Origin of the sequence: Nocardia amamiensis NBRC 102102 (genome assembly GCF_001612745.1) — a bacterium.
Lineage (GTDB): Bacteria > Actinomycetota > Actinomycetes > Mycobacteriales > Mycobacteriaceae > Nocardia > Nocardia amamiensis.
In genome coordinates, this window is the sequence record NZ_BDBA01000440.1 from 1 (window position 1) to 1,319 (window position 1,319).

The following is a 1,319-nucleotide window of genomic DNA, read 5'->3' on the forward strand; positions in this document are numbered from 1 at the left end:
CTTCGTGCCTGCCCAGCACGGTGTCGATCTCGCCGAGCTCGATGCGGAAACCGCGGATCTTCACCTGGAAGTCCGAGCGACCGACATATTCCACGACCGGTGCGCCAGAACGGTCACGACACCAGCGCACCACATCACCAGTTCGGTACAGACGTTCCCCGCGAGCACCGTATGGATCGGCCACAAATCGTTCGGCAGTCAAGGCCGGTCGCGCGAGATAGCCACGCGCAAGCTGGATTCCGCCGACATACAGCTCACCAGTGACGCCTTCAGGCACCGGGCGCAGGCGTGCATCGAGCACCAGTGCTCGCATACCGCGAATCGGGCCGCCGATCGTCACCGGATCGCCGGGCAGCAGCTGAGAACTGATATTGGTCGCGATAGTCGCCTCGGTTGGGCCATAGGCGTTGTAGAAGCGGCGATCACCCGAATTGTCGACCGCGGACCACTTGGCGACCAGGTCTGCCGATATCGCCTCGCCGCCAGCGATGATCACCTGCATGCTGGTCAGGGCGGCTGGATCCATCGAGGCCAGTACCGATGGCGTGATCAAACCAACAGTGACGCGCTCGCGAGCGATCAGCTCGCTGAGCTCCTCCCCACCGTAGGTGCCGGGCGGCACCACCACGAGTGTGCCAGCCGATCCGACGGCCAGCAGCAGTTCGAGTACGGAGGCGTCGAAGGACGGCGATGCGAACGCCAGCGCCCGCGAATTCCGATCGAGGCGATACAGTTCCACCTGTTCGGCGCTGAAGTTGGCTACACCAGCGTGGGTGACCGACACGCCCTTGGGCAGACCGGTAGAACCAGATGTGTAGATCACGTACGCGATGTTGTGCGCCCCGATCACTCCGCGCCGCTCGGATTCGCTGATCGGAAGGTCCGGCTGTGTATGGATCTCAGCCTCCAACGCGGGAGCGTCCATGGCTATCCAGCTTTGACCGCTTGTAAGCGGAGGCAGCGCGTCAGCTTCCGCGGCGATCGTGAGGCCGATTTGCGCACACGAATCGGACACCATGTGCGCAACACGGTCTGCCGGGTAAGCCGGATCCACCGGCATGAATGCAGCACCCGACTTGGCAACTGCCCACACCGCCAGCACCGACCGCATCGACCGCGGGACTGCCACGGCCACAATTACGTCCGGGCCAGCCCCCCGATCGATCAGGACCCGCGCCAATTGCGCGGAGATAGCATCGAGTTGTGCGTAGGTCATGGATCGGCCCTCAAAAATAACTGCCGAACCATCCGGATTCGCGGCCACAGCGGTCGCCATGAGATCCGGCAGCACCTGGAACGGCTCAGCTGGACCACCGACT

1 protein-coding gene is annotated in these 1,319 nt (G+C 63.5%); it reads right to left on the minus strand.

Going from position 1 to position 1,319, the window contains the following annotated elements:
• A partial coding sequence (locus NA4_RS38285; protein WP_157129592.1) for an amino acid adenylation domain-containing protein occupies positions 1 to 1,319 on the minus strand: 1,319 nt, incomplete at both ends.